This window comes from Caballeronia sp. AZ10_KS36 (assembly GCF_023631105.1).
Taxonomy (GTDB): domain Bacteria; phylum Pseudomonadota; class Gammaproteobacteria; order Burkholderiales; family Burkholderiaceae; genus Caballeronia.
Map to the genome: position 1 here is coordinate 36,007 of NZ_JALQDQ010000022.1, position 24,339 is coordinate 60,345.

22 protein-coding genes and 1 pseudogene are annotated in these 24,339 nt (G+C 64.3%); 15 read left to right on the forward strand and 8 right to left on the reverse strand.

The window, feature by feature from the left end; all coding sequences use genetic code 11:
• Positions 1-213: 213 nt before the first annotated feature.
• The 11 genes and pseudogenes from NCR35_RS14440 to NCR35_RS14490 all read left to right on the forward strand — a co-directional run bounded on the left by NCR35_RS14440 (position 214) and on the right by NCR35_RS14490 (position 10,011).
• Positions 214-555 (forward strand): hypothetical protein, encoded by a 342-nt coding sequence (locus NCR35_RS14440; RefSeq protein WP_250534856.1) that lies wholly within the window; start codon positions 214-216, stop codon positions 553-555.
• A 39-nt stretch (positions 556-594) separates the two neighbouring features.
• Positions 595-1,533 carry a 2-dehydropantoate 2-reductase gene (panE, locus tag NCR35_RS14445; RefSeq protein ID WP_250534857.1) on the forward strand — a complete coding sequence of 313 codons (939 nt, stop codon included), beginning with the start codon at positions 595-597 and terminating at the stop codon, positions 1,531-1,533.
• A gap of 70 nt (positions 1,534-1,603) precedes the next feature.
• A complete protein-coding gene (locus tag NCR35_RS14450; protein WP_250534858.1) occupies positions 1,604-2,149 on the forward strand; it encodes a chromate transporter in 546 nt (181 codons plus the stop codon).
• Positions 2,146-2,673, forward strand: a complete 528-nt coding sequence (locus NCR35_RS14455) for a chromate transporter (RefSeq protein WP_250534859.1) — start codon at positions 2,146-2,148, stop codon at positions 2,671-2,673. The genes NCR35_RS14450 and NCR35_RS14455 overlap by 4 nt, the downstream gene beginning before the upstream one ends.
• 201 nt (positions 2,674-2,874) lie before the next feature.
• The gene (locus NCR35_RS14460; RefSeq protein ID WP_175940888.1) at positions 2,875-3,213 is read left to right on the forward strand and encodes a thioredoxin family protein; all 339 of its coding nucleotides are present in this window, start codon (positions 2,875-2,877) and stop codon (positions 3,211-3,213) included.
• A gap of 105 nt (positions 3,214-3,318) precedes the next feature.
• Positions 3,319-4,022 (forward strand): annotated as a pseudogene (locus NCR35_RS14465) (FadR/GntR family transcriptional regulator).
• On the forward strand, positions 3,919-4,938 hold the full coding sequence (gene ltnD / locus NCR35_RS14470) for an L-threonate dehydrogenase (RefSeq protein WP_350029202.1): 1,020 nt from the start codon (positions 3,919-3,921) through the stop codon (positions 4,936-4,938). Before NCR35_RS14465 ends, ltnD begins: the two are co-directional and overlap by 104 nt.
• Positions 4,939-5,000: 62 nt before the next feature.
• On the forward strand, positions 5,001-5,789 hold the full coding sequence (gene otnI, locus NCR35_RS14475; protein ID WP_250534860.1) for a 2-oxo-tetronate isomerase: 789 nt from the start codon (positions 5,001-5,003) through the stop codon (positions 5,787-5,789).
• Between the two features lie 28 nt (positions 5,790-5,817).
• On the forward strand, positions 5,818-6,783 hold the full coding sequence (gene denD, locus NCR35_RS14480; RefSeq protein ID WP_250534861.1) for a D-erythronate dehydrogenase: 966 nt from the start codon (positions 5,818-5,820) through the stop codon (positions 6,781-6,783).
• A gap of 325 nt (positions 6,784-7,108) precedes the next feature.
• Positions 7,109-8,221 (forward strand): DedA family protein/thiosulfate sulfurtransferase GlpE, encoded by a 1,113-nt coding sequence (locus NCR35_RS14485; protein WP_502801676.1) that lies wholly within the window; start codon positions 7,109-7,111, stop codon positions 8,219-8,221.
• A complete protein-coding gene (locus NCR35_RS14490; protein WP_250534863.1) occupies positions 8,218-10,011 on the forward strand; it encodes an FAD-dependent oxidoreductase in 1,794 nt (597 codons plus the stop codon). The genes NCR35_RS14485 and NCR35_RS14490 overlap by 4 nt, the downstream gene beginning before the upstream one ends.
• An 18-nt stretch (positions 10,012-10,029) precedes the next feature.
• Here NCR35_RS14490 and NCR35_RS14495 read toward each other — a convergent pair whose 3' ends face one another.
• Together NCR35_RS14495 and NCR35_RS14500 are read right to left on the reverse strand one after the other, a co-directional pair.
• On the reverse strand, positions 10,030-11,442 hold the full coding sequence (locus tag NCR35_RS14495; protein ID WP_250534864.1) for a heavy metal sensor histidine kinase: 1,413 nt from the start codon (positions 11,440-11,442) through the stop codon (positions 10,030-10,032).
• Entirely contained in the window at positions 11,439-12,110 is a 672-nt protein-coding gene (locus NCR35_RS14500) for a heavy metal response regulator transcription factor (RefSeq protein WP_206469105.1), read from the reverse strand. The genes NCR35_RS14495 and NCR35_RS14500 overlap by 4 nt, the downstream gene beginning before the upstream one ends.
• A gap of 155 nt (positions 12,111-12,265) precedes the next feature.
• On the opposite strand from NCR35_RS14500, the gene NCR35_RS14505 reads away from it, so the two are divergent.
• From NCR35_RS14505 to NCR35_RS14515, 3 genes are read left to right on the forward strand one after another with little or no spacing between them, the layout of a single operon-like run.
• Positions 12,266-12,868 carry a cytochrome b/b6 domain-containing protein gene (locus NCR35_RS14505; protein ID WP_502801674.1) on the forward strand — a complete coding sequence of 201 codons (603 nt, stop codon included), beginning with the start codon at positions 12,266-12,268 and terminating at the stop codon, positions 12,866-12,868.
• 4 nt (positions 12,869-12,872) lie between these two features.
• Complete coding sequence (locus NCR35_RS14510) at positions 12,873-13,640, forward strand: molybdopterin-dependent oxidoreductase (RefSeq protein ID WP_250534865.1); 768 nt, start codon at positions 12,873-12,875, stop codon at positions 13,638-13,640.
• Positions 13,641-13,689: 49 nt separating this feature from the next.
• Positions 13,690-14,301: a DUF5666 domain-containing protein gene (locus tag NCR35_RS14515; protein ID WP_250534866.1), complete on the forward strand. Its 612-nt coding sequence runs from the start codon at positions 13,690-13,692 to the stop codon at positions 14,299-14,301.
• A 107-nt stretch (positions 14,302-14,408) separates the two neighbouring features.
• On the opposite strand, the gene acnA is transcribed toward NCR35_RS14515, so the two are convergent.
• From acnA to NCR35_RS14545, 6 genes are all read right to left on the reverse strand, one after another.
• The gene (acnA, locus tag NCR35_RS14520) at positions 14,409-17,114 is read right to left on the reverse strand and encodes an aconitate hydratase AcnA (protein WP_175940898.1); all 2,706 of its coding nucleotides are present in this window, start codon (positions 17,112-17,114) and stop codon (positions 14,409-14,411) included.
• Positions 17,115-17,183: 69 nt separating this feature from the next.
• Entirely contained in the window at positions 17,184-18,635 is a 1,452-nt protein-coding gene (locus NCR35_RS14525) for a bifunctional 2-methylcitrate dehydratase/aconitate hydratase (RefSeq protein ID WP_250534867.1), read from the reverse strand.
• Between the two features lie 31 nt (positions 18,636-18,666).
• Positions 18,667-19,188 carry a hypothetical protein gene (locus NCR35_RS14530; protein ID WP_250534868.1) on the reverse strand — a complete coding sequence of 174 codons (522 nt, stop codon included), beginning with the start codon at positions 19,186-19,188 and terminating at the stop codon, positions 18,667-18,669.
• 89 nt (positions 19,189-19,277) lie between these two features.
• Positions 19,278-20,450: a bifunctional 2-methylcitrate synthase/citrate synthase gene (gene prpC, locus NCR35_RS14535; RefSeq protein WP_250534869.1), complete on the reverse strand. Its 1,173-nt coding sequence runs from the start codon at positions 20,448-20,450 to the stop codon at positions 19,278-19,280.
• Positions 20,451-20,559: 109 nt separating this feature from the next.
• Complete coding sequence (locus NCR35_RS14540; protein WP_250534870.1) at positions 20,560-21,552, reverse strand: HpcH/HpaI aldolase/citrate lyase family protein; 993 nt, start codon at positions 21,550-21,552, stop codon at positions 20,560-20,562.
• Between the two features lie 163 nt (positions 21,553-21,715).
• Entirely contained in the window at positions 21,716-22,702 is a 987-nt protein-coding gene (locus NCR35_RS14545; protein ID WP_244849778.1) for a malate dehydrogenase, read from the reverse strand.
• 591 nt (positions 22,703-23,293) lie between these two features.
• Between NCR35_RS14545 and NCR35_RS14550 the strand changes: the two genes are divergently transcribed.
• On the forward strand, positions 23,294-24,100 hold the full coding sequence (locus NCR35_RS14550; RefSeq protein WP_175940905.1) for a GntR family transcriptional regulator: 807 nt from the start codon (positions 23,294-23,296) through the stop codon (positions 24,098-24,100).
• Positions 24,101-24,339: the final 239 nt, after the last annotated feature.

A 24,339-nucleotide genomic window follows, 5' to 3' on the forward strand; every position in this document is an offset into this window, starting at 1 on the left:
TGAATGCGGGCTTCGCGCGCGAGGGGTCGTCCTCATGTCCGACCGGCGAAGGATTGCGCCGCCGCCCGGCCGGTGCGCGAGCGCAGACCGCCCGAATTTACCACTTCGGGCGTTATCCGGCAGCGAGCGCGGTTGTGCGCGGCGCGTTTCGCCGGCATAGAATGGACGCCCGCCATCGGCGCAACAGGCCAAGAGCCACGCTATCAACGAATCATGGCGCTTTCCCGGCGCACGCGAGCGCATCACTATTCGGTTTATGTCGTCGAACTCTCGGACGCGGTCTGGAACGAGTCGCGCTTTCGTCGTGCAAATCCGGACTACGTGCTCGGCAAGCCGTTCGTGTATGTCGGCATGACGGGCGTGGACCCGGACGTGCGCTTCGACAAGCACAAGGCGGGCATTCAGTCGAACCGTTATGTGCGCGAATTCGGGCTGCGGCTCTTGCCTCATCTGTACGAGATGTACAACCCGATGCCCTACGATGGCGCGCGCGACATGGAAGTGGAGCTTGCGATCGGCTTGCGCGAAGCGGGCTACGGGGTTTGGCAGGCATAGCGGCGAACATCGGACAACTATTGCGATAAGGAGCGAGACATGCGGATTCTGGTCGTAGGCGCGGGGGCGATCGGCGGTTATTTCGGCGCGCGGCTCTTGGAAGCGGGCAGGGACGTGACCTTTCTCGTGCGCGAACGCCGCGCCGAGCGGCTGCGCGCAAGCGGCCTGAACGTGCGAAGCTCCGAAGGCGATCTGACTTTCGCGAATCCGCCCATCGTTCTTGCGGAAGATATCGACCGGCCTTTCGATCTCATTGTGCTGAGTTGCAAAGCCTACGATCTGCAAGGCGCGATCGATTCCTTCGCGGCCGCCGTCGGTCCCAACACGGCCATCCTGCCGCTCCTGAACGGCATGGCTCACCTCGATGCGCTCGACGCGCGTTTCGGCGCCGCGAACGTGCTCGGCGGCCAATGCGTGATCGCCGCGACGCTCGATGCAGAAGGCACCATCGTGCATCTGAACAACATGCAGTCGATGACCATCGGCGAGCGCGCGGGCGGCCGGACGCCGCGCATCGACGCCATCGCGCAGCAACTCGGCGGCGCGCGCTTCGAATTGAACGTGAGCGAGAACGTCCTTCAGTCGATGTGGGACAAGTGGGTCTTTCTCGCGACGCTCGCGAGCGGCACGTGTCTGATGCGCGCGCCGATCGGCGACATCGTGGCCGCGCCGGGCGGCGAAGAGCTGCTGCGTCGACTCTTCGACGAATGCCGCGGCATTGCCGCCGACAACGGCCACGCGCCCGGCGATGCCGTGCTCGCGCGTGCGCGTGCGTTCTTCTCCGAGCGCGGTTCGCAGATGACCGCGTCCATGCTGCGCGATATCGAGAACAACGCGCCGATCGAGGCGGACCATATCGTCGGCGATTTGCTCGCGCGGCGAAAGTCGGCGGTGGATGCGTCGTCGTCCGTGCTCGCAACGGCGTATGCGCATCTGAAGGCATATGAAGCAAGGCGGGCGCGCGCTTCTCAGGCATGAACCCGTGCGCCGGCCGCTTTTGCCGCGCGGCCGGACGCTGTACGCTCTCGGCTTTGCTCTTCTTCGCGCCATGCCACCGGATTCCGCCCGTCCCACGATTCCCGAACTTTTCCTAGGCTTTCTGACGCTCGGCCTCACGGCGTTCGGCGGCGCGCTGCCGCTCGCGCGACGCGAGATCGTCGAGCGCCGCAAATGGCTCGACGCCGAAGCCTTCACCGATCTGCTCGGCCTCTGTCAGTTCCTGCCGGGCGGCAACGTCATCAATCTGTCCGTGGCTGTCGGCATGCGCTTTCGCGGCGTGCCGGGCGCGCTCGCCGGTCTGCTTGGTCTGCTCGTCGGGCCGTCGCTGATCGTGATCGGGCTCGGCGTCATTTATCAGCGCACGCATCAGGACCCGCGCGTCGCGCATCTCTTCGCCGGGCTCGCGGCGGCCGCGGCGGGGCTTCTCATCGCGATGGCCGTGAAGCTGCTCTGGCCGCTGCGCAAGAAGCCGGAGGCCGCCGCCGTCGCGCTCGTGATGTTCGCGGGCATCGCGTTGCTGCGCACGCCGCTGCTTCCGTCGATGCTCGTGCTCACGCCCATTTCGGTGCTGATCGCGTGGAAGGTGCGCCGATGAAAGACGATCTCTTTTCGCTCGCGGCCATCTTCAGCCAGTTGTCCTTGCTCGCGTTCGGCGGCGGCAACAGCATCCTGCCGGAGATGCAGCGGCAGGTCGTGCAGGTGCATCACTGGATGACGAAGGCGGATTTCTCCGCGCTCTTCGCGCTCGCGCAGGCCGCGCCGGGGCCGAACATGATGGTCGTCACGCTGATCGGCTGGCATGTCGCGGGATGGCCGGGCGTGCTGGTGACGTCGCTCGCGAAGTTCGGGCCGTCGTCGCTCGTGACTATTCTCGCGCTGCACGCGTGGGAGCGGTTCAAGGACCGCCCGTGGCGGCGCTATGTGCAGCTCGGGCTCGTGCCGATCACCGTCGGACTCGTCGCGGCGAGCGCGCTTTTGATCGCCGAGGCGTCGGACCGCGAGGCGGTGCTCGTCGGCATCACGGCGACGGTCGCGGTGCTCGCGTACAGGACGAAGCTGCATCCGCTGTGGCTGCTGGCGGGCGGCGCGCTGATCGGGCTGTCGGGCTTCGGGCAGTGACCGAACAACGGCCAATTGATTGAGACTGTCGGTTCTTAGGAAGCAAACGAGCAAGGCAAGCCGTACGGCGCGCTGATGTCCGGCTCGGGGCAGTAACCGACGAATGACTAGCTGTCGCGCTTCGGACACCAACCGGCTGAGCGCCAACCTGGCAGGCTTCCTGCTGCTTCTCAAGTCGATGCAAACACGAGAGAACGCGCCATGACCATGACCACCGAATACGCGAAGACCGCGCCCGACCGCAGCGAAATCGACGCGATGACCGCGCCGACCGTCGTCGAATTCGGCACGGACTGGTGCGGCTTCTGCCGCGCCGCGCAGCCGCTGATCGCCCAGGCGTTTCAGGCGCATCGCGGCGTGCATCACATCAAGATCGAAGATGGCAGCGGCCGACCGCTCGGCCGATCCTTCCGCGTGAAGCTGTGGCCGACGCTCATCTTCATGCTCGAAGGCAAGGAAGTCGCGCGCCTCGTGCGCCCGGGCGACGTCGGCGAGATTCGCGACGCGCTCGCGCTCATCGACGAGCCGCTCGCCGAGTAACCGCCCGCTCGCGCTTCTTAGCGCGCTCAGGGTTATCGCCAGCAAGACAGCGCCACGCCTGACTTGTATGATGACCCGATGACTTTGCAACCGTCCACGCCGCGTCTGTTCGAAAAGATTCCGCCTCGTGCGTTGTCGGACACGGTCGCGCAGCAATTGCAGACGCTGATCGAAACGGCAGTTTCGCCGCGACGGGCAAGCTGCCGAGCGAAGCCGTGCTCGCGCAGGAGTTCGGCGTGAGCCGCACGGTCATCCGCGAAGCCGTCTCGCGTCTGAAGAACGAAGGCATGGTCGAGCCGCGGCAGGGCAGCGGCGTGTTCATCGTGGAGCGCGCGGGCATCCGGCCGCTGCGCATCGACTATGCGCAGGCGGTCGAGCCGGGCGCGGTCGTGCAGATTCTCGCGCTGCGTCGCGCGATCGAAGCGGAAGTGGCATCCGAAGCCGCGATGCATCGCACGGACGCGCATTTGCAGGCTATCGACGCGGCGCTCGGCCGTATCGACGAAGCCGTGCGCGAAGGTCGCGACGGCGTGGCCGAGGACGTCGCGTTTCATCGCGAAATCGCGAACGCGACCGGCAATCCGTATTTTCTGAAGACGCTCGCTTTTCTCAATCAGTATCTGGAGGCCGGAACGGTCGTCACGCGCCGCAACGAAGCGCTGCGCGAGGACTTCTCGCGGCAGGTGCGCGAGGAACACGCCGCGATTGCCGACGCCATCCGCGCGGGCGACGCCGTCGCCGCGCGCAACGCCGCGCAGACGCATCTCATCAACGCCGCGCGCCGTCTCGCGGAAGCGGGCATTCGCTAACACTTCACATCAGGGGAACGCCATGTCGAGAAACGTCGGAGTCATCGGGCTGGGCGCGATGGGAATGGGCGTCGCGCGCTCGCTCTTGCGGGCGGGATTCGCCGTCCATGCGTGCGACGTGCGCCGCGACGTGCTCGACGCCTTCGCGGCGGAAGGCGGCATCGCGTGCGCGTCGCCGGCCGAGTTGGGCGGCCAGTGCGATGTCGTCGTGACGCTCGTCGTCAACGCGGCGCAAACGGAAGCGGTGCTCTTCGGCGAGTCCGGGGCCGTCGACGCGATGAAGCCGGGCAGCGTCGTGCTGGCCTGCGCGACGGTCGCGCCGGCGTTCGCGGTGCAACTGGGCGAACGCATCGCGCAAAAAGGCGTGCTGATGCTCGACTCGCCCGTGTCCGGCGGCGCGGCGAAGGCCGCATCCGGCGAAATGACGATGATGACCTCCGGCCCCGCCGCCGCCTATGCCGCGTGCGAAGACGTGCTCGAAGCGATGGCCGGCAAGGTGTATCGGCTGGGCGACGCGCACGGCGCGGGCTCGAAGGTCAAGATCGTCAATCAGTTGCTCGCGGGCGTGCATATCGCGGCGGCCGCCGAAGCGATGGCGCTCGGCTTGCGCGAAGGCGTCGATCCGGAGGCGCTCTACGACGTCATCACGCACAGCGCGGGCAATTCGTGGATGTTCGAGAACCGCGTGCCGCACATTCTGGCGGGCGACACCACGCCGCTTTCCGCCGTCGATATCTTCGTGAAAGACCTGGGCCTCGTGCTCGATACGGCGCGCACCACGAAGTTTCCGCTGCCGCTTTCTGCAGCCGCGCATCAGATGTTCATGATGGCGTCGACGGCCGGGTACGGCGGCGAGGACGATTCCTCGGTCATCAAAATCTTTCCCGGCATCGAGCTTCCGAAAGGCGCGAAGTGACGCCTGATGCAGCCTGATGCAATAAGCCGCGCCGCCACGAAGACACTGAAGGAGAACACGCGATGCCCCGCTTCGCCGCGAATCTGACGATGATGTACCCCGAACACGCGTTCCTCGACCGCTTCGCCGCCGCCGCGAAAGATGGCTTCAAGGCGGTCGAATTCCTGTTCCCGTACGACTTTGCCGCCGCCGACATCAAGGCGCGCCTGACCGACAACGGCCTCACGCAGGCGCTTTTCAACGCGCCGCCCGGCGACTGGGCGGCGGGCGAACGCGGCATCGCGTCGTTGCCGGGGCGCGAGGACGAGTTCCGGCAAAGCATCGACAAGGCGCTCGAATACACGGCCGCGCTCGGCAACAAGAAACTGCACGTGATGGCCGGCCTCATCGCGCCGGATCAGCCGCGCGACGAGCACGGCGCCGTCTATCTGCGCAATCTCGAATACGCGGCGAAAGCGGCGCAGACGGCGGGCGTCGGTATCGTGATCGAGCCGATCAACACGCGCGATATTCCCGGCTTCTTTCTGAATCGACAGGACGAGGCGCAAGCCATTTGCGATGAAATCGGCGCGCCGAATCTGCAAGTGCAGTTCGACATCTATCACTGCCAGATCGTCGAAGGCGATATCGCCGTGAAACTCAAGCGCGACATGAAGCGGCCGAACGCCGGCATCGGGCACATTCAGATTGCGGGCGTGCCGGACCGCAACGAGCCGGATATCGGCGAGCTCAACTATCCGTATCTGTTCGAACTCATCGATTCGCTCGGCTACGACGGTTGGATCGGCTGCGAATACCGGCCGAAAGCAGGTACGTCCGAAGGTCTCGGCTGGCTGAAGCCCTATCTTTGATTCGTGTGATGCGTTCCGGAGCGACGACATGAAAATCCTGATCACGGGCGGCGCGGGCTTTCTGGGCCAGCGGCTCGCCAAGCGGTTGCTTGCGCGTGGCACGCTCGACGGCCAGCCCGGCACCGAGGTGCTGCTGCTCGACGTGGCGCGTCCCGCCGACGCGAGTCTGCTCGCCGACTCGCGCGTGCGCGCCGAAACCGGCGATATCGCGGAGCGCGCGGTGCTGGAACGCTGCATCGACGGCGAGACGCGCGCCGTCTTTCATCTCGCGGCCATCGTCTCCGGTCAGGCCGAAGCGGAGTTCGATCTCGGCATGCGCATCAATCTGGATGCGTCGCGCACGCTGCTGGACGTGTGCCGCGCGTCGGGGCACGCGCCGCGCGTCGTGTTCACGAGCTCGGTCGCGGTGTATGGCGGCGTGCTGCCTGACATCGTGCAGGACGACACGGCGCTGAACCCGCAAACGTCGTATGGAACGCAGAAGGCCATTGCCGAACTGCTGCTCTGCGATTACTCGCGGCGCGGTTTCGTGGATGGCCGCGTGCTGCGGCTGCCGACCATCAGCGTGCGGCCGGGCAAGCCGAACGCGGCGGCATCGTCGTTTGCGAGCGGCATCATTCGCGAGCCGCTGAACGGCGAACGCTCGGTGTGTCCGGTTGACGGCGAAACGCGGCTGTGGCTGCTTTCGCCGAAGAGCGCCGTCGATGCGCTGATCGCCGGCTGCGAGATCGACCGCGGCGAGTTCGGCATGCGGCCGATCATCAATCTGCCGGGCTTGTCGGTGAGCGTGAACGAGATGGTCGCGGCGCTGCGCGAAGTGGCGGGCGACGAGGTCGCGTCGCGCATCGACTGGCAGCGCGACGAGCGCATCGCGAAGATCGTCGCAAGCTGGCCGGGCGCGTGGGATACGTCGCGCGCCCAGCAACTGGGACTGACGGGCGACCGGTCGTTTGCTGACGTGATCCGCGCTTATATCGAGGAAATGCGCGGGTAGCAGGGCAAGTCGGCGAGAGCTCATACGCAAGAATGTCGGGTGATGCCGCCGCCGACCTCTGAGCCTCGTTCGTCGCGCAAACACCCGCAGCCAATTCAAGGAGCGAATAGCTAACGCCATCGCGCCCGGCATCCGCGCACGTGTCACGCTTACATCCTTATTTCCGCGCTACACTTCTCTCTTCAGTGTGACGAAGGCCGCAGTGGATCACGGGCGTCGCACGCCCGTTTCTCCCTCGCTCGCGGCCGGATTGCCGCCTTCGCCGCGCTCGCGGCAAGCGCTTCGGTCACGTCAGAACGCCATCGCGCACGCGGGAGATCCCATGTTGCTCCACCAGCTAGTCGATCGTTTCGGCCCGGCGATCGTTTTCATCAACGTCATGGGCTCCGCGCTCGGGCTGCCCGTGCCTGCCATGCCGACGATGATCATCGTCGGTGCATCCACCGCGCTCATGGCCGTGAACGGCGGAGCGTTCTGGCCGCCGCTCGCGGGCGTGCTGGCCGTCGCCGTGCTGGGCGGCGTGCTCGGCGATCTCGTCTGGTTTCAGGGCGGGCGCAAGTACGGCGACCGCACGCTCAAGACCATCTGCAAGCTGTCGCTCTCGCGCGATACCTGCGTGAAGAAGACCGAACGCTTCTTCGGACGCTGGGGCGTGCGCATTCTGCTGGTCGCGAAGTTCATCCCCGGTCTGTCGCTCGTGTCGGTGCCGCTCGCGGGCGCCATGGGCGTGCGGCTGCGCAGCTTTATCCTGCATGACGGCGCGGGCGTCGCGTTGTGGAGCGCGGTCGGTCTCACCGTCGGCGTGATGTTCGCGGCGGAACTGGAAATGCTCTTCGCGATGATCTCGCGGCTCGGACGCCAGGCGGTCATCGTGGTCGCGGTGCTGCTCGCCGTCTACGTGACCTACCGCTGGTGGCGCCGCCGCGCGCTCATGGCGACGCTGGAGAAAGCGCGCATCAACGTGGACGATCTCTACGCGCTGATGCACGGCAATCCGCTGCCCGTCATCTTCGATATCCGCTCGGCGGAAAAGCGCATGCTCGACCCGTACGTGATTCCGGGCGCGCTCTTCGCGGACGAACGCGAGTTGCAGAAGATCATCGAGAGCTACGACAAGGACCGCAAGCTCGTGATCTATTGCTCGTGCCCGAACGAAGTGTCCGCCGCATGGATGGCGAAGACGCTGCGCAACGCGGGCTTTCGCGATGTCCTTCCGCTTACCGGCGGCCTCGACGCATGGCGGCTCGCCGGCTTCGAAGTGGCGAAGCTGACGGAGTTCGGCGAAATCGTCGCGGCGACGCCGGAGGAAGCGGAGCAAATGGCCAATACGTGCTCGCTGCCGATGGTTCGAGATGCGGCGTCGCCCAACACGCCGTCCGCCAACATAACGTCAGCGCCTCTGCATGAACCCGGCTTACCTCACGGAGATCACGCATGAGCACCACCCCGAACAGCGAACGCGCCACGCAGATGCCGAATGTCGTGGCGTGGAGTCCGGGCATGCCGCCGCCGGACGATTCGGGCACGCCAGCGCAGGCCGCTGCCGCGCCCGAAGCCGAGAGCGCGCCGTTCTCGCCGCTGCAAACGCGGGCGCACCAGATGTTTCCGCGTCTCACCGACGACGAGATCCAGCGCATGTCCCGCTTCGGCAAGGCGGCGCGCTGGCGCGCGGGCGAGTGGATGTTTCGCACCGGCGAAGTCGGGCGCGGCATGGTGGTCATCCTGAAGGGACTCGTGCGCGTCACGCGGCGCGATGCGCTCGGCAAGACGCATATCGTCGTCGAACACGGCGCGGGGCATTTTCTCGCGGAAGTCGCGCAGCTTTCCGGCAAGCCGTGTCTGGTCGACGGCATCGCGGCCGAAGATGTCGAAGGCATCGTGATCCCGCCCGAACGGCTGCGCGCGCTGCTCGTCGCCGAAGCGGAACTGGGCGAGCGCATCATGCGCGCGCTGATCCTGCGGCGCGTCGGCTTGATCGAGAAGGGCAGCGGGCCGGTGTTGCTCGGCCAGGCGGACGACGGCCGGCTCATCTCGCTGCAAGGCTTCTTCCGGCGCAACGGCTATCCGCACACGGTCATCGACGCCAACACGGACCCGGACGCCATCGCGCTCTTGGAGCGCATCTCGGCGTCCACGGCGGATTTTCCGCTCGTCATCTGCCCGGACGGCACGGTGTTGCGCGCGCCCGACGAGAATCAGGTGGCGACGCAGCTCGGCTGGCTGCCGGAGTTCGATGCGAATCACGTCTACGATGTCGCGATCGTCGGCGCGGGGCCGGCCGGTCTTGCGACGGCGGTTTATGCGGCGTCCGAAGGATTGTCGGTGGCCGTGTTCGATTGCCGCGCGCCGGGCGGGCAGGCGGGCGCGAGCTCGCGCATCGAAAACTATCTCGGCTTTCCGACCGGCATCTCCGGTCAGGCGCTTGCGGGGCGGGCGTTCGTGCAGGCGCAGAAGTTCGGCGCGCACATCGCCATTCCGACGCGCATCAAGGCGCTGCATTGCGGCGAGTCGCCCATTCAGATCGAACTGGAAAAAGGCACGCGCGTCGCCACGCAGACAGTCGTGATCGCGTCGGGCGCGGCGTACCGGCGGCCGGCCATCGAAGGGCTGGAGCGTTACGAGGGCCGTGGCACGTACTACTGGGCGTCGCCGGTCGAGGCGAAGCTCTGCAAGAACGCGGACGTCGTGCTGGTCGGCGGCGGCAATTCGGCGGGGCAGGCGGCGGTGTATCTCGCCTCGCACGCGCGCCACGTCGATGTGTTGATTCGCGGCGCGAGCCTCTCGGCGAGCATGTCGCATTATCTGGTCGAGCGCATCGGCTCGTTGCCGAACGTGACGGTACGCACGCATACGCAGATCACCTCGCTGGAAGGCGATGACCGCATGCTCACGGCCATCAACTGCAAGACGCCGGATGGACCGCTGAAGCTGGAATCGCGGCATCTGTTCCTGTTCACCGGCGCGGACCCGAACACCGACTGGCTGCGCGATTGCAGCGTGAATACCGACCCGAAAGGCTTCGTGCTGACCGGCCCCGAGGCGCACGGGGGACGCACCGAAGGCGTGATGGGACTCGAGACGAGCGTGCCGGGCGTGTTCGCCATCGGCGACGTGCGCTCCAGTTCGACCAAGCGCGTGGCGGCGGCCGTGGGCGAAGGCGCGGCGGTGGTCTCGCAGATTCACGCGTTGCTGGCGCAGCGCGAAGTGGAGAGCGTCGCGGGTGCGTGAGTGCTTGGCCGGGCGCGCTCAGGCTTGCGCGGGAAAGCGCAGCGTGAATTCGATCCAGCCGTCCGCCGAGCACTGAGCCGACGCGCTTCCGCCGTGCATCCGCATGATCGCCTGCACGATGGCGAGGCCCAATCCGCTCGATTCGGTCCATTCGCTGCGCGCCGCGTCGCCGCGATAGAAGCGATCGAAAAGCCGCGCGAGTGCTTCGCGCGGAATCGGCGCGCCGCGGTTTCCCACGACGATGCACGCGCCCTCGGCATCCGCATGGCCGGACAGACGCACGACGCTGTCCGGCGTCGCATACCGCACTGCGTTCACCACGACATTGCCGATAGCCCGGCGGCACATGATCGCGTTGGCGTGCATGTCGCCGGTTGCGTCGATATCGAACGTGATGCGGCGTTCTTCCGCAATGCCTTCGAAATACGCTGCGATGCTCTGCAATTCCTCGCGTATGCCGAGACGCTCGCGCTCGATCGCCTGCTCGCCGTGATCCGCTTGCGCGAGAAACAAGATGTTCTGCGCGATGCGCGCGAGCCGCTCCAGTTCTTCGAGATTCGATTCGAGCACGTTGCGATATTCCGGCGCGCTGCGCGCGTGCGCGAGCGTCACTTGCGTCTCGCCGATCAACACGCCGATGGGCGTGCGCAGTTCGTGCGCGAGGTCCGCCGAGAATTGCAGCAAGCGCTCGTAGCCGGTTTCGAGACGGTCGAGCATCGCGTTGAACGACGCGGCGAGGCCCTGCAATTCAGTCGGCGCATGCGCCACGTCGAGACGCGCGGACAGGCGGTGGGGCGTGATCTCGGCGGCCTTGTCGGCCATGAGCTTGAGCGGTCGCAGGCCGCGGCTCGTGGCCCAGTACGCCAGCAACATGGCGATGAGCGCCGCGCCGATCATGTTGACCCACACGCGAACGAGATACGTGGACAGCACGCGCGCTTCCTGCGTCATCACATGCGCCGCGATGATCTCGACCACTTCGCCGCTCTCGCCGATGCGCGCCTGCGCGCCGATCCAGCGCATGCGCACGCCGTCGGCGCGGGCGCCTTCGTACAAATCGTCGAGCCCGATCGCGCGGTTCACCGGCGCGATATGCAGCGGCGGCAGCGGCATATGATCGGGATTGACGTTGATGAACGCCGCCGATCGCGCGCGCCGGAAGATGATCACGTCCTGCCGGTCGCCGAGCATGGTTTCGAAGAGACGCGGGCGCGCTTCGATCTCGTTGATCGTATAGAGATCGTGCAGCAGCGAGCGGAAGTGCTCCACGCGCCCGATCAATTGATAATCGGCGCGCGTGGACAGCGCCGAGTTCGTCGCCTGATACAGCGCCACGCCCACCATGCCGACCACGATCCACACGATGGCCGCGAACGACAGCGCGATGCGCAGCGCAAGCGAGCGCGAGCGCGGAATCAAGCGCCGGTTCAAGCATCCTCCCCGAACGAATAGCCGATGCTGCGCACCGTGTGAATGAGCTTCGGCTCGAATGCGTTGTCGATTTTCGCGCGCAGGCGTTTGACGGCGACATCGACGACATTGGTGTCGCTGTCGAAGTTCATGTCCCACACTTCGGATGCGATGAGCGTGCGCGACAACGCTTCGCCCGGATGCTTGCAGAAGAGATGCAGCAGCGCGAATTCCTTGTTGGTCAACACGATGTCGATGCCCTTGCGCGTGACCTTGCGGCGCAAGACATCCACATGCAGATCGGCGATCTGGAACGTATCGGATTCGCGCATCACGCCGCGACGCAGCAGCGTGCGAATGCGCAAGACAAGCTCGGTGAAGGAAAACGGCTTGACGAGGTAATCGTCCGCGCCCAGTTCGAGTCCGTGAATGCGGTCCGTGACGTGATCGCGCGCCGTGAGAAAAATGACAGGCAAGTCACGTTTCGCGCGTAACGCGGCCATGACCTGCCATCCGTCGATGCCGGGCAGCATGACGTCCAGCACGATCAGTTCGTACGGGTTCGCAAGCGCCTGATGCAGGCCGTCCGTGCCGTTGCGAACGAGGTCCACCTGATAGCCGGACTCGATAAGCCCTTTTTTCAGGTAATCGCCGGTCTTGCGGTCGTCTTCGATCACGAGGATGGTCATGCGCGCGCGCTTCGTTATCAGGTTGACGTGATTCTAACGAGCGTCGGCCGCGTCCCGCCGCAAATGACAAAAACGTCATGGAGACGTCATCGATGGATCAGCGCGGGGCCGTTAGCATGCGTTCCGTGCTCGATCATCAAACCGCGAGGCAATACGTGCAAGAACGAACACTTCGGACGGTCCAGCCGCTTTGGTTGCGCATCACGCATTGGGTGAATGCGTTCGCCATTCTCGTGATGGTGACGAGCGGCTGGCAAATCTATAACGCGTCGCCGATCTTCAAGGCGCTCACGTTCTCGCCCGCCATCACGCTCGGCGGCTGGCTCGGCGGCGCGCTTCAATGGCATTTCGCAGCGATGTGGCTGCTCGTCGCGAACTTCATCGTCTATCTCGCGATGAACGTGGCGACCGGCCGCCTGCGCCGTCGCATGTTTCCGCTGAGCATCAAGAGCGTGCTCGGCGATGCGTTCGCCGCGCTGCGCGGCAAGCTCGGCCACGACGATCTCACGCACTACAACGCGGTGCAGAAGTTCGCGTATCTCGCGGTGCTCGTGGATATCGTCGTCATCATTCTGTCGGGGCTGGTCGTGTGGAAGTCCGTGCAGTTTCCGTGGCTGCGCACGCTCTTGGGCGGCTATGACAACGCCCGCGTCGTGCATTTCTTCGGCATGAGTTTTCTCGTTGCGTTCGTCGTGCTGCACGTGGCGATGGTCGCGCTCGTGCCGCGCTCGCTCGTATTGATGATCAAAGGACGTTGACGCCATGCGCATCAGCAAGAACACACTCGACGCCGAATCCATCATCAAGGACGCAGCGAAGGAACTCAAAGCGCCCGCGCGGCGCCTGTTCGGCAAGCGCATTCTTTCGCTGGGCGGACTCGTCATGCTGTCCGGCTGCAATCTCACCGACGACAAATCCGTGAACGCGATGCTGCGCAAGATTTCGTCGCTGAACGACGACGCGCAGGCGCTGCTCTTCGATCCGAACAAGCTCGCGCCGACCTATCCGGAGTCGATGATCACGCGGCCGTTACCGTTCAACGCGTTCTATGACATCGACGAAGTGCCGGAAGTCGATCCGTCGGCGTACAAGCTCGCAGTCGGCGGTCTTGTGAAAGGCAAGCGCGTGTGGACGCTCGACGAACTTCACGCGATGCCGCAGGAAAGCCAGATCACGCGGCATATCTGCATAGAAGGCTGGAGCGCGATCGGCAAATGGGGCGGCGTGCGCTTCGCGCATTTTCTGGCGCGCGCAGGCGCGGATACGAGCGCGAAGTATGTCGCGTTCCATTGCGCGGACAACTACTCTACGAGCATCGATATGCCGACCGCGCTGCACGCACAGACGCTGCTCACGCTGACGTACGACGGGCAGACCTTGCCGCCGAAGTACGGATTCCCGATGAAGCTGCGCATGCCGACCAAGCTCGGCTACAAGAACCCGAAGCATATCGTCGCGATAACCGCCACGAACGAATACCCCGGCGGCTATTGGGAGAACCAGGGCTACAACTGGTTCGGCGGTTCCTGATCGGACGTTGATTCAACGCTTGTCTTTTGTTCAACCACAAGGAGATTGCATGTCGATTCGCATGAAACTCGGCGTCAGCATCGCGGCGCTCGCATTCACGGCTGGCGCGTTCGCGCAGACGCCTGCCGCCAAGCCCACGCGTATTCGCGGCGATATCGTTGCGCTGTCGGGCGATACGCTTACGGTGCATCGTCGTAGCGGCGATACGGTGAAGGTGACGATCAAGGCCGACACGCCCGTGACGGCGCTCAGGAACATCAAGCTGCAGGACATCAAGCCGGGCGAGTTCGTCGGCACGGCCGCGACGACCGGCACCGACGGCAAGCTGACGGCGACCGAAGTCCTGGTCTTCCCGGAAGCGGCGCGCGGCACGGGCGAGGGGCATTACGCGTGGGACCTGGGCCCGCAAAGCTCGATGACGAACGCGAACGTCGATCAGGTGGTGCAGGGCACGAGCGGGCGTGATCTGAAGCTGTCGTACAAGGGCGGTTCCAGTTCGATCACGGTGCCGGAGAACGTGCCGGTGGTGACGTTCGCGCCTGCTACGCATGATGATTTGAAGCCGGGGAAGAAGGTGTTCGTCGTGGCGAGCCCGGCGGGTGGGGATTATGCGGCGCAGCGGATCGTGGTGGAGAAGGATGGGGTTGTGCCGCCGATGTGAGGGGGGTTGGGCGCACGGATGCCACACACCCGAAAAAAAACCCGGCCAAGGCCGGGTTCAATGTTCCCGCGCCCTTTCGGGCGCGGTCACCTGCAAAACACTTCCGCTTAAGCGGCGAGCAGCGAGCGCAGCACGAACGGCAGAATGCCGCCGTGCTTGTAGTAGTCCACTTCGATCGGCGTATCGATACGCAGCAGCACCGCCACGCGATCTTCCTTGCCGTCCTTGCGGTGAATCACCAGCGTGACTTCCTGCTGCGGCTTGAAGTCGTCGCCCAGGCCTTCGATGTCGTACGTTTCTTCGCCCGTGATGTTGAGCGACTGCACGCTGTCCGAGCCCTTGAACTGCAGCGGCAACACGCCCATGCCGACCAGGTTCGAACGATGGATCCGCTCGAAGCTGCGCGCCACCACGGCCTTCACGCCGAGCAGTTGCGTGCCCTTCGCCGCCCAGTCGCGCGATGAACCCGTGCCGTACTCCTCGCCCGCGAAGACGATGGTCGGCGTGCCTTCGTCGATGTACTTCATCGCGGCGTCGTAGATGGACAGCTGTTCGCCGCTCGGCTGGTGAATCGTCAGGCCGCCTTCCACGCGCGTGCCGTCCGCCTTCGGCGGGATCATCAGGTTCTTGATCCGCACGTTCGCGAACGTGCCGCGCATCATCACGTCGTGGTTGCCGCGGCGCGAGCCGTAGCTGTTGAAGTCGGCCTTCTGCACGCCGTTCGCCTTCAGCCACACGCCCGCCGGCGACGTTTCCTTGATCGAACCCGCCGGGCTGATGTGGTCGGTCGTCACCGAATCGCCGAAGATGCCGAGCGCGCGCGCTTTCGTCACCGCCGGAATCGAATCGGCCGGCTTCATCGAGAAGTCATTGCCGAAGAAGGGCGGCTCCGCGATGTACGTCGACTTCGGCCAGTCATAGACCTGACCGGTTTCGCCCGCGATCTTGCTCCACAGATCGCCTTCCTTCGTGAGCTGCGAGTAGTTCTGGCGGAACGTATCCGCGTCGAGCGCGAACTTGAGCAGCGCGTGAACTTCTTCGCTCGTCGGCCAGATATCGCCCAGGAACACGTCGCGGCCATCCTTGCCCTGGCCGACCGGCTCGGTCATCAGGTCGCGCGTGATGTTGCCGGCAATCGCATAGGCGACGACCAGCGGCGGCGATGCCAGGAAGTTCGCGCGGATGTTCGGGTGAATGCGCGCCTCGAAGTTGCGGTTGCCCGACAGCACGGCCGCGGCGACGATATCGTTCTTCACGATGGCGTCGTTCAGTTCCGGCGTCAGGTCGCCCGCGTTGCCGATACACGTCGTGCAGCCGTAAGCGGCCAGCGTGAAGCCGAGTTGGTCGAGATACGGCAGCAGGTTCGTCTTCGTCAGATAGTCGGTGACGATGCGCGATCCCGGCGCGAGCGACGTCTTGATGTGCGGCGCAACCGTCAGGCCGGCTTCGACGGCCTTCTTCGCGAGCAGGCCGGCGGCGAGCAGCACGCTCGGGTTCGACGTGTTCGTGCACGAGGTGATGGCCGCGATCAGCACGTCGCCGTTCTTCACTTCGATGCCGTCTGCCGTCTTGTAGGTGGCTTGCAGGTCTTCCGGCTTCTTCGCGAAGCCGTTTTCTCCGACCGGCTTCGAGAACAGGTCGGTGAACGTGCTCTTCACGTTGCCGATCTCGATGCGGTCTTGCGGACGCTTCGGACCTGCGAGCGACGGCGCGACCGTCGACAGATCGAGCGTCAGCGTCTTCGTGTATTCGATGTCGCCGGCCTTCGGCACGCCCCACAGGTTCTGCGCCTTGAAGTAGTTCTCGAACGCCGAGATCTCTTCGTCGGTGCGGCCCGTGCCCCGGAAGTAGTCGATGGTCTTCTCATCGACCGGGAAGAAGCCCATGGTCGCGCCGTATTCCGGCGCCATGTTGCCGATGGTCGCGCGGTCCGGCACCGCGATCGACGCCGTGCCTTCGCCGAAGAACTCGACGAACTTGCCGACGACCTTCTCCTTGCGCAGCATTTCAGTGATGGTCAGCACGAGGTCGGTGGCCGTGCAGCCTTCGCGCAGCTTGCCCTTCAGCTCGACGCCGACCACGTCCGGCGTCAGGAAGTACACCGGCTGGCCGAGCATGCCCGCTTCCGCTTCGATGCCGCCCACGCCCCAGCCCACGACGCCGATGCCGTTGATCATCGTCGTGTGGCTGTCGGTGCCGACGAGCGTGTCCGGGTAATAGACGCCGTCCTTCTTGTGGACGCCGCGCGCGAGGTATTCGAGGTTCACCTGGTGCACGATGCCGACGCCCGGCGGCACGACCTTGAACGTGTCGAACGCCTGCATGCCCCACTTCATGAACTGGTAGCGCTCGTTGTTGCGCTGGAATTCCAGCTTCATGTTCAGGTCGAGCGCGTTCGGCTCACGGAAGTGATCGATCTGCACCGAGTGATCGACGACGAGATCCACCGGCACCAGCGGCTCGATGGCCTTCGGGTCCTTGCCCGTGCGCTTCGCCACGCCGCGCATCGCGGCGATGTCGGCGAGCAGCGGCACGCCGGTGAAGTCCTGCAGCACCACGCGCGCGACGACGAACGGAATTTCATCGACGCGGGCCGCGTTCGGCTTCCAGTTCGCGAGCTGCTTGATGTGCTCCTCGCTGATCTTCTTTTCGTCGTAGTTGCGCAGCACGGATTCGAGCACGAGACGAATCGAAACCGGCAGGCGTTGAATGTCGACGTTCAGTGCTTTTCCGAGTTGCGGCAGCGAGTAGTACTTGCCTTTGCCGGAGCCGCTGTCGAATTCCTTGAGCGTATTGTGGAGATTGTGGGCCATGGTTATTTTCCTAGGGCTAAACGAGGAAATAGCTTCGATGCAACGTTTCTGTATGACCGAGTCGATCGACTAAATCACGTACAGATCGACGTATTCATTGACCGGCATTGCTTCCAGCTTTGCCTGGTCCAGCGATACCGCGAGGATCGCCTGCTGTTGCCTGGTGGGAAAGCGCCGCGCGAGGTTCGTCTTGAACTTCTCGACGAGCAGCGGAATGCCGTCCGCGCGGCGGCGCTTGTGTCCGATCGGATACTCGACCGCGATTTCATCGAGCTTCGTGCCGTCGTTGAACTCGACAGTCAGCGCATTCGCGATCGAACGCTTGTCCGGATCGAAATAATCCTTCGTGAATTGGGGGTCTTCCACGCATTCCATCTTCGCGCGCAAGGTGTCGATGCGCGGGTCTTTTGCCACTACATCTTCGTAATCCGCAGCCGTCAGCCGGCCGAAAATCAGCGGCACGGCGATCATGTACTGAATGCAGTGATCGCGGTCAGCCGGATTATCGAGCGGGCCTTTCTTGTCGATGATGCGAATGGCCGCTTCGTGCGTGCGAATGGTGATCTTCGCGATGTCTTCGACGCCCTTGCCGGCATCCTTGAGCTTGTCGTGCAGCGTCATGGCCGCTTCGACCGCCGTTTGCGCATGGAACTCGGCCGGAAACGAAATCTTGAAGAGCACGTTCTCCATCACATACGAGCCATACGGACGCTGGAACTTGAACTCGTTGCCCTTGAAGAGGACATCGTAGAAGCCCCACGTCTTGGCGGTCAGCACGGACGGATAGCCCATTTCGCCGGTCTTCGCGATCAACGCGAGACGCACGGCGCGCGAAGTCGCGTCGCCCGCCGCCCATGACTTGCGCGAGCCGGTATTCGGCGCATGGCGGTACGTGCGCAGCGAGTGGCCGTCCACGAAGGCGAGCGATACCGCGTTGATCAGTTCTTCGCGCGACAGGCCGATCATCTGCCCGACCACCGCCGTCGATGCGACCTTGACGAGCAGCACGTGATCGAGCCCGACCTTGTTGAACGAGTTTTCGAGCGCGATGCAGCCTTGAATCTCGTGCGCCTTGACCATCGCGATCAGGACGTCTTTCATCGCGAGCGGCTTCTTGCCGGTCGCGACCGCGTTGCGCGAGAGCCAGTCCGCGGTGGCGAGAATGCCGCCGAGATTGTCCGACGGATGGCCCCATTCGGCGGCGAGCCACGTGTCGTTGAAGTCGAGCCAGCGGATCATCGCGCCGATGTTGAACGCGGCCTGAACCGGGTCGAGCTGGAATTGGGTGCCCGGCACCTTCGCGCCGTTGGGGACGATCGTGCCGGGCACGATCGGTCCCATCAGCTTGGTGCAGGCGGGGTACGAGAGGGCTTCGAGTCCGCAACCGAGCGTGTCGATCAGGCAGTTGCGCGCGGTTTCCAGCGCAAGGGCGCTGTCGACGTCGTAATCGAGAACGTAGTCGACTATGTCGACGAGTACCTTGTCCGGTTCGGGCCGGACATTGGAGATCGGTGCGGACATCGAGGATTCCTGTATTGAATACTGATGTTGCTTATTCCGCCGGCTTGAGCATCAGCGGGTTCTGCTTCAGCGCTTCCGCCTGCGTGGGCGCCGTGGCGCCGGCAGCCATCTCGGCCGTCATGCACTCGTCGGCAAGGCGCGACGAGTCCTTGTCCGAAAACAGCATCGCCTTCGTCGGAATGACGACGAGATCCATGCCGGTTGCGGCGTCGTGAAAGCGGTCTGCGCCGGTCGTCGTGTCCTGACGCGGCAGCTTGTAGTCCTTCTTGGCCCAGTTCACCGTGACGATGGTGTCACGCTTCATGTCGCCTTTCAGGTAGAAAGCCATGCCGTCCTTGCAGGACCACTTCACTGCGCCGTCGGGGATCGGGTCCGTCTTCGCTGCCGCAGCCGCTTCGGCCTTGGGCTTGCGCTTGATCAGTCGGCGTGCCGGAGCGGGGCGCTTGGCCTTGGCCGCGCTCGATTCGGTTGTCGCGGCGAAGGCGTCGGCACTCACGAACACGCTCGACGTGGCGAGCGTGCCGACGATTGCAGCGATCAGAAGTTTATTCATCGGTGAAACCTTTCAGAAACATTTGGGTTGAGTGGCGGTTGCTGCGCGGATGGGAATCGCCAGAACGCGAATTCCGATCGCGCAGCCCGCTATTTTCGCTTATTTATCGGCACGAACTTCAAATTCTCGGGCCCGGTGTAATTCGCGCTCGGCCGGATGATCTTGTTGTCGATGCGCTGTTCGATGATGTGCGCGCTCCAGCCCGACGTACGCGAGATGACGAAGAGCGGCGTGAACATCGCGGTCGGCACGCCCATCATGTGATACGACACGGCGCTGAACCAGTCGAGGTTCGGGAACATCTTCTTCGCATCCCACATCACGGTCTCTAGGCGTTCCGCGATATCGAAGAGCTTGGTGTTGCCCGCTTCTTTCGACAGCGACTTAGCGACTTCCTTGATGACTTTGTTGCGCGGATCGGAGATCGTATAAACCGGATGCCCGAAGCCGATCACGACTTCCTTGTTCTCGACGCGACGCTTGATGTCGGCTTCCGCTTCGTCGGGCGTCTCATAGCGTGACTGGATTTCGAATGCGACTTCGTTCGCGCCGCCGTGCTTCGGGCCGCGCAGCGCGCCGATGGCACCGGTAATCGCCGAATACATGTCCGAGCCCGTGCCTGCGATCACGCGGCTCGTGAACGTCGATGCGTTGAACTCGTGTTCGGCATACAGATTGAGCGAGACATGCATCGCCTGCACCCATGACTGCGACGGCTCCACGCCATGCAGCAAATGCAGAAAGTGCCCGCCGATGGAGTCGTCATCGGTTTCGACTTCGATACGCTTGCCATTGTGCGAATAGTGGTACCAGTAGAGCAGCATCGAGCCGAGCGAGGCCATCAGCTTGTCGGCGATGTCCCTCGCGCCCGCGATGTTGTGGTCTTCCTTCTCCGGCAAGATCGTGCCGAGTACCGAGACGCCGGTGCGCATCACGTCCATCGGATGCGCGGACGCGGGAATCCATTCGAGCGCGGCCTTCAGGTTCGCGGGCAGGCCGCGCAGCGCCTTCAGCTTCGTCTTGTACGCCTTCAGTTCCGCGACGTTCGGCAGCTTGCCATGCACGAGCAGATAGGCGATTTCCTCGAACTCGGACGTGGTCGCCACATCCAGAATGTCGTAGCCGCGATAGTGCAGATCGTTGCCGGTCTTGCCGACGGTGCACAACGCGGTATTGCCCGCTGTCACGCCCGACAGCGCGACGGATTTCTTCGGCTTGAAACCACCGGCTGCCGGTGCGTCGCTCGATACGGTGTCGCTCATTGCTTCAAGTCTCCTGTGAACGCCCGTCTCGCGGCGTCGTCTCTTTCGCTTGAAACGCGCGCCGGGCTTGCGCTCGCGCCGCGTGACCAAAGGCTCGTGTCAGCTTGCATCAGTTGGCGCCGAAGAGCCGCGCGCATTCGTCGGGCAGCGCGTGTCCGGTCGACTTCGCCCGGCGCAGCACCGACCAGTAATAGCGATAACTCGCGCGGTCGTGCAGCGTGTCGCCGTGACGCGTCGGCCCCCATTGCGCGTGCTGCGCCGCGAGCAGAATCTCGGCGGCCAGCGTGATTTCGTCGGCGCGCGGCGAGAAAGCCTCGACAATCGGGCGAATCTGTTCCGGATGAATGCTCCACATGCGCGTGTAGCCGAACTCGTTGCGGGCGCGCGCGGCATCGTTCGCGACGACCGTCATGTCGCGCACTTCCGTCGACACGTTATGCGACGGCACCTTGCCATGCGCGTGACATGCGGCCGCAATCTCCAGCTTCGCCCGTCGCACGAGCGGATGATCGAACTGACCGGGCGAGCGCATTGCGGTATCCGGAATCGCGCCGTTGTGCGCGGATACGAAGTCCATCAACCCGAAGCTCAGCGACTCGACGCCGGGCAGCGCGGCCAGCCGCAAGACATCCGCGAGCGCGCCATGCGTTTCCACTAGCACATGACAGGCGATAGCCTTCGCGATATCCAACTCGCGCCGCGTGGCCTCGATGAACGCGACCATCTCGGCGGCATCGGAGACGCTGCGGATCTTCGGCAGCATCACATAGGCCGGCGCCTGCTTTGCCTGACGCAGGATGATGCGCACGTCGTCGCGCCACGCGCGATGCTCGAAGTCGTGAATGCGCACGCCGACGCGCCCGAAGCGGTCGTCCTCGCCGCCGACGAACGACGCCACCATCTCCGCATGTTCGGCCTCGTGACCGACCTGCGCGCCGTCCTCGCAATCGAGCGTGATGTCGAACACCGGGCCGAGCTGCGCCTGCAACGCGAGCGACTTCCTGATCAGCTTCTCGCTGCCCGCGTAGTGATCGCAGGGCGGCAGAACTGCCGGTTGCGGCTCGCCGTCAAACAGCACGTCGGCGGGAGTAAGAGCGGGCATTGTCGGCGTCGGGTCCGAAAGAAAAGTGTGTTCGATGCTGCTCGTATGTCTGATTCGGCCGCGCTCGCAGCGGTACGCGAGGTACGCAAGCGCGGCCGGATCAGGCGCGAACCGCGAAGTCCGCGCTGAAGGGAAGCGCGTGCGCTTCCCCGTGCCGCCGTGCTTACTTGCCCAGCAGATGCGCGACGCCGTCGCGCTCTTCGAGCAGTTCGTTCAGCGTGTTGTCCATCTTTTCGCGGGAGAACGCGTCGATCTCCAGGCCTTCCACGCGCTTGTACTCGCCGTTTTCGCAGGTGACCGGCACGCCGTAGATGATGTCTTCCGGAATGCCGTACGAGCCGTCCGACGGAATGCCCATGGTGACCCACTTGCCGTTGGTGCCGAGCACCCAGTCGCGCACGTGGTCGATGGCCGCGTTAGCCGCCGATGCCGCCGACGACAGGCCGCGCGCCTCGATGATCGCCGCGCCGCGCTTGCCGACGGTCGGGATGAACGTGTTGCGGTTCCATTCGTCGTCGTTGATGAGCTTGGTCAGGCTCTCGCCTTCGGCAGTCGCGAAGCGGAAGTCCGGGTACATGGTCGGCGAGTGGTTGCCCCACACGGCGAGCTTTTCGATGGATGCGACCGGCTTGCCCGACTTGGCCGCCAGTTGCGACAGCGCGCGGTTGTGGTCCAGACGCAGCATGGCGGTGAAGTTCTTCTTCGGCAGGTCCGGCGCCGACTTCATCGCGATGTAGGCGTTCGTGTTCGCCGGGTTGCCGACGACCAGCACCTTCACGTCGCGGCTCGCGACTTCGTTCAGCGCCTTGCCCTGAACCGTGAAGATCTCGGCGTTGGCCGAGAGCAGGTCCTTGCGCTCCATGCCCTTCGAACGCGGACGCGCGCCGACGAGCAGCGCGATGTCGGCGTCCTTGAACGCGACCTTCGGATCGTCCGTGACGACGACGCCCGCGAGCAGCGGGAACGCGCAGTCTTCCAGTTCCATCACGACGCCCTTCACGGCGGCTTGCGCTTGCGGCAGATCGAGCAGCTGAAGAATCACGGGCTGGTCTTTGCCGAGCAGATCGCCGTTGGCGATGCGAAACAGCAGCGAGTAGCCGATTTGACCTGCGGCGCCGGTGACGGCAACGCGCTTTGCGGACTTAGCCATTGAAACTCTCCTGGACGGTGCGTGGAACGCTAGGGAAAAACGCCATTTTATGCGCGTTACGCAAAGCGTTGATGATGTCATGCCGGACATGCCGCCCGCGGATTGCTGAGAGCCTTCCGCCACGCGGGCCGCGCGCCGCATGGCTGCGCTTTCCCGCATGGCTGCGTGGCGGCATGACCGTCATGCCATGAATCCTTCTATGAGCGGAAAGTGCGGGACTGCGCGAGGAGGCGCATTTTCGCTAGAGTCTGACGGCAAGCGCCCATTCGAGACGGCGCTGGACGTTGCGAGGCGGTAGACAGGCAGCGGCGCGCGAATCGTGTGGCCGATCGGCGTAAGGCGAAGCGAAAGGGCGTGCCTGGCGGTTGGTGGCGTGGACCCGGCGCGCGCCCGACACTGGCGATTCCGGCGATAACCGCCGAAAAAACCGCGCCGAACGAACGTTTCCGGAAACCCTGCGACGACCCGCAAACCCTTGCTCGACAAGGAGTGTAGGATTGCCCGCAGGCAAAGTCAACACTATCTTATGTCTTATATAAGACATAGAACCTCGCGCGAAAATGTGGACGTGCGACAGGGCTTTGTGTTGAAATGCGCGGCATGAATTCGAACGCGCCAAACTCGGCGGGCACGCCCCCACAGAACGGCAGCGCACAGGCGGGCGAGCCCGCGGGCGCGCCGTCGCCGACGTTTAGCCCGCTGTATCAGCAAATCAAGGCGCTCATCACGCAGGGACTCGAATCCGGCGAATGGAAGCCGGGCGAGATCATCCCGAGCGAGGTCGAGCTCGCGGCCCGCTACAAGGTGAGCCAGGGCACCGTGCGCAAGGCGATCGACGAACTCGCCGCCGACAACCTGCTCGTGCGCCGTCAGGGCAAAGGCACGTTCGTTGCGACGCACAGCGAAGATCGCGTGCAGTTCCGCTTCCTGCGCCTTCTGCCCGACGATGGCGACATTCATCCCCATGTCAGCCGCCTGCTCGAATGCCGACGCCTGCGCGCGCCCGCGGAAATTGCGCGCCAGCTCGATCTCAAGCCCGCCGATCCCGTCGTTCTTATCAAGCGTCTGTTGCAATTCGATGGCGTCACCACGGTCTTCGACGAAATCTGGTTGCCGGGCGCCGTATTCCGCGGGCTGACGGCGGAGCGCCTCGCCGACTACAAAGGCCCGCTCTACGCGATGTTCGAAACCGAGTTCGGCACGCGCATGATTCGCGCGTCGGAGAAGATTCGGGCGGTCGCGGCGGAAGAGCCGGTCGCGCAATTGCTGGATGTGCAGCCGGGCTACCCGCTGTTGTCGGTAGAACGTATTTCGTACACCTACGGCGATCGTCCGGTGGAAGTGCGGCGCGGCTGGTACGTGACGAGCGGCTATTACTATCAGAACGACCTGAGTTGAGCGCGCGGGCTTGGGTCGAGTGGTCCGCCTGGTTGAAAGCCGCCCGGCAAGGGCATTCGAGGGCGCTATTTTCGCGTGGGCGGCAACAGTCTCTTCGGCCGCTTTTCGCTGCGGTGCGGAATGAAAAGGCGCTAAAATCGCGGGTTAGTGTAATAACAAGTTGGGGTCTAGCATGGCTGAAGCCGTAAAAAAACCAAGGCCCGAGTACCGGAACATCGGGCTTGGACAGATCGCGAAGT